The sequence below is a fragment of the Mesorhizobium sp. M7A.F.Ca.ET.027.03.2.1 genome, assembly GCF_003999175.1.
In the GTDB taxonomy this organism is placed as follows: Bacteria; Pseudomonadota; Alphaproteobacteria; order Rhizobiales; family Rhizobiaceae; genus Mesorhizobium.
In genome coordinates, this window is sequence record NZ_RZOM01000152.1 from 1 (window position 1) to 8,347 (window position 8,347).

Annotated in this window: 12 protein-coding genes; 5 read left to right on the forward strand and 7 right to left on the reverse strand. The window is 62.5% G+C overall.

Features of this window, described 5'->3' with window-relative positions; translation table 11 throughout:
* The 4 genes from EN750_RS09470 to EN750_RS09485 form a co-directional block, all read left to right on the forward strand.
* Nucleotides 1-302 (forward strand): Lrp/AsnC family transcriptional regulator (locus EN750_RS09470; protein WP_145967524.1); only part of this gene is annotated, 302 nt, incomplete at its 5' end.
* Nucleotides 303-426: 124 nt separating this feature from the next.
* Entirely contained in the window at nt 427-1,629 is a 1,203-nt protein-coding gene (locus EN750_RS09475; RefSeq protein WP_127396259.1) for an MFS transporter, read from the forward strand.
* A 294-nt stretch (nt 1,630-1,923) separates the two neighbouring features.
* Entirely contained in the window at nt 1,924-2,187 is a 264-nt protein-coding gene (locus EN750_RS09480) for a YMGG-like glycine zipper-containing protein (RefSeq protein WP_127268100.1), read from the forward strand.
* Nucleotides 2,188-2,238: 51 nt separating this feature from the next.
* Nucleotides 2,239-2,874, forward strand: coding sequence for an outer membrane lipoprotein carrier protein LolA (locus EN750_RS09485; RefSeq protein ID WP_127396260.1), 636 nt, complete (start codon nt 2,239-2,241; stop codon nt 2,872-2,874).
* Nucleotides 2,875-3,261: 387 nt separating this feature from the next.
* Here EN750_RS09485 and EN750_RS09495 read toward each other — a convergent pair whose 3' ends face one another.
* Both EN750_RS09495 and EN750_RS09500 read right to left on the reverse strand, forming a co-directional pair.
* Nucleotides 3,262-3,561, reverse strand: coding sequence for an HlyU family transcriptional regulator (locus EN750_RS09495; protein ID WP_127326294.1), 300 nt, complete (start codon nt 3,559-3,561; stop codon nt 3,262-3,264).
* Nucleotides 3,562-3,673: 112 nt separating this feature from the next.
* Nucleotides 3,674-4,363 carry a PadR family transcriptional regulator gene (locus EN750_RS09500; protein ID WP_127326293.1) on the reverse strand — a complete coding sequence of 230 codons (690 nt, stop codon included), beginning with the start codon at nt 4,361-4,363 and terminating at the stop codon, nt 3,674-3,676.
* A gap of 269 nt (nt 4,364-4,632) precedes the next feature.
* On the opposite strand from EN750_RS09500, the gene EN750_RS09505 reads away from it, so the two are divergent.
* Nucleotides 4,633-4,890, forward strand: a complete 258-nt coding sequence (locus EN750_RS09505; protein ID WP_127396261.1) for a DUF2798 domain-containing protein — start codon at nt 4,633-4,635, stop codon at nt 4,888-4,890.
* A gap of 66 nt (nt 4,891-4,956) precedes the next feature.
* On the opposite strand, the gene EN750_RS09510 is transcribed toward EN750_RS09505, so the two are convergent.
* From EN750_RS09510 to rpoD, 5 genes are all read right to left on the reverse strand, one after another.
* Nucleotides 4,957-5,325 carry a DCC1-like thiol-disulfide oxidoreductase family protein gene (locus tag EN750_RS09510; protein WP_127396262.1) on the reverse strand — a complete coding sequence of 123 codons (369 nt, stop codon included), beginning with the start codon at nt 5,323-5,325 and terminating at the stop codon, nt 4,957-4,959.
* On the reverse strand, nt 5,326-6,396 hold the full coding sequence (locus EN750_RS09515; RefSeq protein ID WP_127396263.1) for a DMT family transporter: 1,071 nt from the start codon (nt 6,394-6,396) through the stop codon (nt 5,326-5,328).
* 26 nt (nt 6,397-6,422) lie between these two features.
* Nucleotides 6,423-6,692, reverse strand: coding sequence for a DUF333 domain-containing protein (locus EN750_RS09520; RefSeq protein WP_127396264.1), 270 nt, complete (start codon nt 6,690-6,692; stop codon nt 6,423-6,425).
* 106 nt (nt 6,693-6,798) lie between these two features.
* On the reverse strand, nt 6,799-7,092 hold the full coding sequence (locus tag EN750_RS09525; RefSeq protein WP_127396265.1) for a GYD domain-containing protein: 294 nt from the start codon (nt 7,090-7,092) through the stop codon (nt 6,799-6,801).
* A gap of 180 nt (nt 7,093-7,272) precedes the next feature.
* On the reverse strand, nt 7,273-8,347 hold a 1,075-nt coding region (rpoD, locus tag EN750_RS09530), incomplete at its 5' end, for an RNA polymerase sigma factor RpoD (RefSeq protein ID WP_127396266.1).

Sequence of the window (8,347 nt, forward strand, 5' to 3'; positions counted from 1 at the left end):
TCGCAGTGCTGAACCCCGGCAGCATCGGCAAGGGCCTCACCTTCTTCACCCGCATCTGGCTGAAAACGCAGGATGAGGACACGATCGAGCATTTCGCCACCGAAGTCGCCAAGCTGCCGCAGGTGATGGAGTGCTATTTGATGCTCGGCGATTGCGACGCCATGGTGCGCGTGGTGGCGGCCGGCATCGACGATTACCGCCGCTTCCAGTCGGAGCATCTGAGCCGCATCAAGGGCGTGCAGAACGTCAAGACCGACGTCCCCAGCCAGACGATCAAATACACGTCGGAACTGCCGATCTGAGCTGCCGAAAACGGCGTCACATCAAACTGGATAAAAAAAGCAACCGGATTGTAGGATCGAACCCGGTGCCGGCGTCCTTCGTGCAAGCAGCGCGCAGCGCTGCCTTTAGGCATGGGAGATTTGAATGAGCCTTTCCTATCGTTGGGTCATCGTCGCCGCTGGCGCGCTGATGTCCTGTGTCGCCATCGGGACGATGTTTTCGCTGGCGATATTCCTGGAGCCGATGGCGATCGACACCAACTGGTCGCGCGCCGGCATTTCCAGCGCCATGACGCTCAACTTCCTGGTGATGGGCCTTGGTGGCTTCGCCTGGGGCGCGATATCGGACCGTTTTGGCGCCCGCATCGTCGTGATGATCGGCGCGGTGCTGCTCGGGTTGGCGCTGGTGCTGGCCAGCCGCGCCGGTTCGCTGCTGAGCTTCCAGATCACCTATGGCGTGCTGGTCGGTCTCGCGGCAAGCGCCTTTTTCGCGCCGATGATCGCGCTGACCACGGGCTGGTTCGACACCAACCGCAGCCTTGCCGTCTCACTGGTCTCGGCCGGCATGGGCGTGGCGCCGATGACGATCTCGCCCTTCGCCCGCTGGTTGATCTCCGCCTATGATTGGCGCACCGCCATGTTCGACATCGGCATTACCGCCTGGGTGCTGCTGTTGCCGGTGGTGCTGCTGGTGCGCCAGCCGCCGAAGCCCGTCCTGGTCGACACCGGCTCCGCGCCGGTTGCCGAAGGTGCCGGCCTGACAGTCGGCCAGGCGCTGCGCTCGCCGCAATTCATCGTGCTCGGGCTGACCTTCTTTGCCTGCTGCGCGGCGCATTCCGGACCGATCTTCCATATGGTCAGCTATGCCATGCTGTGCGGCGTCGCCCCCATGGCAGCGGTCTCGATCTACAGTGTCGAAGGTCTGGCAGGCCTTGGCGGCCGGCTCTTCTACGGCGTGCTGGCCGACCGGCTGGGCGTCAAGCCGGTGCTGATCGCGGGCCTGGCGATCCAGGCGATCGTCATTGCCGCCTATCTGTCGATCAGCCAGCTTGAGCAGTTCTACATGCTGGCCGTTATCTTCGGTGCCACCTATGGCGGCGTCATGCCGCTCTATGCGGTGCTGGCGCGCGAATATTTCGGCCAGCGCATCCTCGGCACCGTGTTCGGCGCCGCCACCATGCTGTCCAGCCTCGGCATGGCATTGGGACCGCTTGCCGGCGGCATGGTGTTCGATGCCTACGCCAACTATTCCTGGCTGTTCATCGGCTCGGCTCTTATCGGGCCCGGCGCGGTCGGCATCGCCATCGCGTTCCCGCCACTGCCACGCAGGGAACTGCAGCCGGCTTAGTTCGGGTCGACTTCCAAACCTTGCTGGCCAGGCGCGCAATCAGCCTGGCCCGTTCGGTTCGCCCATCCTGTCCCCTGTTTCATCCGCTCCCCCTTGTGCGAGTGCGGAAGTCCCCGGCCACGTTTGCACCAAGCGCGACCTTCGCGCACCCGTCCACACCAGTGAGGGTACCACTTGAGCCGAAGGCGCGCGGCTCCGCCACGGCCAGGCTTGAATGGCAGGCAACGGTCGATGGATCGAAAAGCTCTCTTAAGCATTTAAGCTTTGGCTAATAGTAGCCTCAGGAGAGAAACGATGAAAAAGACGCTGCTCATTTTGAGCCTGCTCATTCCGCTCTCGGCGTGCTCCCGTACCGAACAAGGCGCCGCCGTCGGCGGCTTGGGTGGCGCGGCCGTAGGCGCCGCAGTGGCCGGAGACCCTGTGGAAGGGGCGGTTGTTGGCGGTGCGGTGGGAGCGATAGCCGGGGCCGTCATCGGCCACGCCAGCGAAGCCGGCCAGTGCAGATATCGTGATCGGTACGGCCGGGTTTACGTCGCGCGGTGCCCGGACGGCTACTGATCTCAAGACGCGTGATCTCCTTCGATCACGCGTCTGCTTGGGGTTAATCGAATGGCCTATCGGATCAAAAAGTTGCCGGGTTTCTTGTTTGCCGCTGTCGGCGCTGCCGCGTTGAATATCGCGTCCACGATTGCGATTTCGGCCGCGCTGGTTGATGCGAAGACGATTGCCGATCACTTCTCATCGGTGAAATCTATGTCAGGGGATTTCGTGCAGTCGGGCCCGAAGGCGGAAAGAAAACATGGCAGGTTTTTTCTCCAACGCCCGGGCAAGATCCGGTTCAATTATGCTGGCCAATCTGGGATCAGCGTGATTGCGGATGGTAAATCCCTGGTGGTTTACAACAGGAAACTGAAGACATCGCGGCTCTATGCTCTCTCGAAGACGCCGCTGAAGCTGCTGCTCGACAACAAGGTCGACTTCTCCGGCAGTCGCCTCAAGAGCATCAGAGACGACGGCGCCCAAGTTACCGTCAAGCTGGCCGACAGATCGGCTTTCGGCAACTCGAACATCTCCATGGTGTTCGACAGAAAATCGCTCGATCTGCGCAGATGGAGCCTCACCGACGAGAAGGGACTTACCACAACGGTGACTATATCAAATGTGAAGCAGGGCGTTCGCGCTCCCGAGGGCACCTTCGTTATCGATTATGCGGCGAACCGTGAATTCAACACCACAACGAAATAGCGGCGGCCGCAGAATGGTCACAGCACCGGAACCAATATGATCAGCGGCGGTTTAATCCGTGAAGGGACCGGAACCGCAAAGGACGCGGCACAATGATTGAAATTCACAGCATCGAAGCGGCCAACGCCAGACTGCGCATAAGGAGAGCTGAGCACTCTCTGAAGCGCGCGAATGACTTGCTGGACGAGGAAGGCGGCGTCGCTCTTAATCTGGCATTGTGCGGCCGGATAAGGGCCGCGAGAAGGCATCTGATCGAGGCCAGGACCCGCCTGATGACGATCGATCCCGCCAGGACGAGTTGATCCGCCGGCGGTCGTAGGTCAACCCGGACCGAGAGGTCCATCGTGGTGCAAAGACCGGCATGGTTAGGCAGTGCCCTGCTGGGATCTACCCAAAAATCCGGTCGCCCTGCTCGTCGACCAGTTGGATGCCCTTTTTGATCGAGATGTCGACGGCATCGTCGAGCCCGGCGAAACGGTCTGCGCGGATGAATTTGTGTTCCTTCACCACACCGTCGATCTCCTTGGAGACGACGCCGCACGTCTGGTACTGGCCATCCGCCTTGTAGGGCGTGGCGCTGATCAGGAAGCCCTTGTGCTCGACCTGCTTGGCTGGCGCTGCACTCGTCGGCTCAGCCGCCTGGGTTCCGCCGCCACCACCGCCGAAAAGACGCTTCAGAAAAGACATCGGGCTTCCTCCAACAGCATTCATCCCGCACCATGTAGAGTGACGCGGGATGAATTTCACTATCGGTCCTTGGCCCAGCGGGCAAGGGCTGCGTCCGGTCGGCTGGACAAGCTTACTTGTGCGACAGCGCTTCCAGCGCCTCGGCGGCGCCTTCGAGGATGGCGATCGCCTCGGCCTGCTTGTCGGCCGGGGCGTCGACGAAGTCACCCAGAGCCGCGCGCAGTCGGTGGCGGACTGCGCGGAATTCGTCGCGCGCTTCCGAACGATCCCCGCGGCTACCCCGGCCGCCACGACGCCCGCCCTCTTCACTCTCGTCGTTCCAGCCGAACCAGTCGCGCGCCTTGGCCATTTTGCGGCCGAAGCGCTCGAGATGGTCGAGCACGCCATCGATCATCTCGCGGTTGTCGGCGAGATGCGCCTGACCAGCTTCGGTGATCGAAAACACCTTCTTGTTGCCGTCGGCGGCGGAGGCGGCATAGCCGGCCTCTTCCAGGAAGGTCAGCGTCGGGTAGACCACGCCCGGGCTCGGGCTGTAGATGCCGCTGGTGCGCTCCTCCAGGGCCTTGATGATGTCGTAGCCGTGGCGCGGTGCCTCGGCCAGCAGCGACAGCGTGATCAGCTTGAGGTCGCCGTCGGCCAGCATGCGCCCGGCGCGGAACATGTCGCCCGGGCCTCCGCGCCCGCCACCGCGACCGCCCTGCCCGAACGGGCCAAAACCGCCGCCCCCTCTGCCACCGAATTTGCCGGCCATGTGCATGAACATCCGTTCGCCGAAATGATTGTTCCCAAAATGTTTGTGCATTGATTGCTCCTTGAGTTGTATCTTACGATATATCTTAATTAGGCAAGCCAATCGACGGAGTCAAGATATATCTTACGATGTATCTGAATGCGGCGCCAGAGGCTTGCTTTCATTGGAACGTGCCGCTAGAAGGCCGGCGAGCGCCTCGGCTGCTCCGTAAGCGTCTGACGTCAAGCAACGCATCCAACCCGGTCTTCCGGGCAATTTTGCCGGCCACCGGCGAATGGATGCCAATGCGACGGACCGGACACTTTCAGGGAACACCCGAAATGAATGCAAGATATCAGCGCAGGAAACTGCCTGCGCGCTATGCCGCTGTTCTCAGCCCGCTGGTGCTGTCGCTGTTGATGACCTTCATCGTCTCGTTGATCTCGACGTTGAAAAGCCTTGGCTTCCACCCCGACCTGCCGTCCATCTGGCTGACCGCCTGGGGTCTGTCGTGGCTGGTGGCGTTTCCGACGCTGCTGCTGGTGCTGCCGATAGTGCGCCGCATCGTCGGCGCGCTGTGCAAGCCGGCCAGCCGATAGCGCGCACGAAAAAGGTCCGGAGATGTCCTCCGGACCTTTTGCCCTGCGGTCATCAATGACGAACCGCTACCAGCGACCCTTGCGGCGGTTCCAGGCATAGAGAAGATCGGCGAAGCGGTCGTAGGCAAAGCGTGTCACCGGCAAGGCAACCGGATTGCCGAACACCATCGCCAGCCAGCCTTCGCCCGGCGTGACCTTCCACACGGCGATGGCAACGTCGGCGCCGACCAGCAGCCTGCCCGCCGCATCGGTGGCGTGCAGCCGGCGGCGGATGTCCTCAAGCGACGCGCCATGTCCGGCAAGCGGTGCCGGTTCAAGATTGGTGTCTCGGAACTCGATCCGCCCGGCCTTGACCGCCTCGATCAGCCGCCGCTTCTGCCTGCTGATACCGGCATCGCAGACCGGGCAGCGCGTGTTGTACCAGACGGTCAGCATCTATCCGTGGCCATGCCTGTGGTGCAGGTCGGGATAATGCGGATGCCGGTGGCGCATCGGGGCATGCCGGTGCCAGTGCGAATGCGGCTCGCTCACCGGCCCGTCATGATGGTGCTGGTGGTGCTCGTCATGCACATGGCTGTGCTCGTGTTCCAGTTCCTCATGGTCGTGCTCATGCTCATGGCGTTCCGACAAATGCAGCCATAGGCCAACGCCCATCAGAACTCCGGCGGCCGCAAGCTTGAGCGTGACGGCGTCACCCAGGATGGCGATTGCCAGCAACGCGCCGATGAAGGGAGCGAGCGAGTAATAGGCCCCTGTCCGGGCGGTGCCCAGATGACGCAGCGCCACGATGAACATCACCAGGCTGACCCCAATGCCGAAGAAACCGACTGCGGCGGTCGCTGCAATGACCGACGCCGGGGGAAACAAGGCCCCGCCGGCAAGCGCCAGCCCGACATTGACGACACCCGCCACCAGCCCTTTGAGCATGGCGATCACCACCGGGTCGGTGGCGGAGATCCTGCGCGTGAAATTGTTGTCGATCCCCCAGGCCAGACAAGCCCCTGCCACCATCAGGGCGCCACGGTTGAAGGCGACGCCCTCACCTTGCCACGACAGAAGAATGGCACCCGCCAGAATGGCGAAGGCGCCAAAAAGCAGGCGCCGGTCGACATTCTCGCGATAGACGAGCCAGGCGATCGCCATCGTCGCCAGCCCTTCCAGGTTGAGCAGCAGCGCCGAACTGGACGCCGTGTTGAGGGTCAATCCGAACAGCAGCAGCACCGGCGCGATAACGCCGCCCATGCCGATCGCCAGCGCCAGCGCCAGCCAGGGAATATCCCCAGCGGTCAGTTGCGCCTCCCCGGCCGCGGCCTGCCTGCCCCGAAGCAGGCGGTACAGAGCGAGGCCAAGACCGGCACCGAGATAGAGCAGGCCGGCCAGCATGAAGGGATTGACGCCATTGAGCAGCAGCTTGCTGAGCGGCGGCGTCGCCCCGAACAGGGCGGCCGAGCCAAGCGCGAGTGGCACGCCGGGCCACAGATGCGAATGGGAATGCGGTTCGGACATGATCTCACCCTATGATGGCAGGTGTGTCACTTGCGGCGCATGGCCGCCTTCGGCCCGATGCACTTGTTGTCGCGAAACAGCGCCCACTCCTCGCAAAGGCGCCCATTGGGCAAGCCGCAGAATCCATATTCATTACCGGCCTTGTCCTTCCTGATCACCAGGCGCCCGCCGATATCGACCCAATGGACGGATGCCGGATTGGCCATGCCGACCGGTTTTTGCGCACTGGCGCCGGCGGAAAACGGCAGCGACGACAAAGCGGCAAAGCTGGCGACCAATATCGAAACCTTCTTCATCGCGATCTCCCCGGCCACATTCTATCACGGCGAAGCGCCCCGTCTTGCGGCAAAGCGCCACCAGGCCGGCACCAACCAGCGACTTCGAGAAACCCTGCCGATTCCTTCACCCGAGCGAGGTGATGATCTCGCGGTAGGCTAATTCGGGAAAGGCCTTCAGCGTCCGCGTCCTGACATTGCCCGCTGCCGCCAGCATCAGCGAGAAGCGCGCCAGCACCGCGTCGTCGGGCGCTTCGACCACCGCCACCATATCGTATTCGCCCATGGTCAGGTAGAACGTCTTGAACGATCCGCCCATGTCTCCCAGTTGCCTCCTGGCGGCGTCGAGCCGCTTCGGTGACTCGCGTATGTTCCTGGCACCTTGCTCCGTCCAGTTCATCAGCACGATGTAGCTTGTCATGGCACACCTCCCTCCGGGGCCACGGAGCACGGCGGCTTCGCCGGGGCGGGCATCCGGGTTGTCGCCCAGAAAATGCATCCGACACCGAATTATCCTCCCGAAGGGCCTCGCCCGCAAGAGTGCGTCCCACAACAAAAAAGGGCGCCATCGGCGCCCTTGAACTTTTTGCATCGGTAAGTCTCAGCTATCCAGGAAGCTGCGCAGCTTGCGCGACCTGCTCGGGTGCTTGAGCTTGCGCAGCGCCTTGGCTTCGATCTGGCGGATACGCTCGCGGGTGACCGAGAACTGCTGGCCGACTTCTTCCAGCGTGTGGTCGGTGTTCATGCCGATACCGAAGCGCATTCTGAGCACGCGCTCCTCGCGCGGCGTCAGCGAGGCCAGCACGCGCGTGGTGGTCTCGCGCAGATTGGCCTGGATCGCCGCGTCGATCGGCAGGATCGCCATCTTGTCCTCGATGAAATCGCCCAGATGCGAATCCTCCTCGTCGCCGACCGGCGTTTCGAGCGAGATCGGCTCCTTGGCGATCTTCAAGACCTTGCGCACCTTTTCGAGCGGCATGGCAAGCTTTTCGGCCAGTTCTTCCGGCGTCGGTTCGCGGCCGATCTCGTGCAGCATCTGGCGCGAGGTGCGCACGATCTTGTTGATCGTCTCGATCATGTGCACCGGAATACGGATGGTGCGCGCCTGATCGGCGATCGAACGCGTGATCGCCTGCCGGATCCACCACGTCGCATAGGTCGAGAACTTGTAGCCGCGGCGGTATTCGAATTTGTCGACCGCCTTCATCAGGCCGATATTGCCTTCCTGGATCAGGTCGAGGAACTGCAGGCCGCGATTGGTGTATTTCTTGGCGATGGAGATGACGAGGCGCAGATTGGCTTCGACCATTTCCTTCTTGGCGATCGCCGCTTCGCGCTCGCCCTTCTGCACCTGGTTGACGATCTTGCGGAATTCCAGGATCGAGATCGCCGTTTCGGTGGCGAGGTTCTGGATCTCGGCGCGCAGGTCCTTGATCGCATCCTTCTCGTTCTTGGTGAATTCCTTCCAGCCGCGCGATGTCAGATTGCCGATCGAGCGCGTCCAGTTCGGGTCGAGCTCGGAACCCTGATATTCCTTCAGGAATTCCTCGCGGCGCACGCCGTAGCTTTCGGCCAGCCTGAGCAGCTTGCCTTCGTTCTGCACCAGGCGCTTGTTGATGTCGTAGAGCTGCTCGACCAGCGCCTCGATGCGCGCCGTGTTGAGCGACAGCGACTTC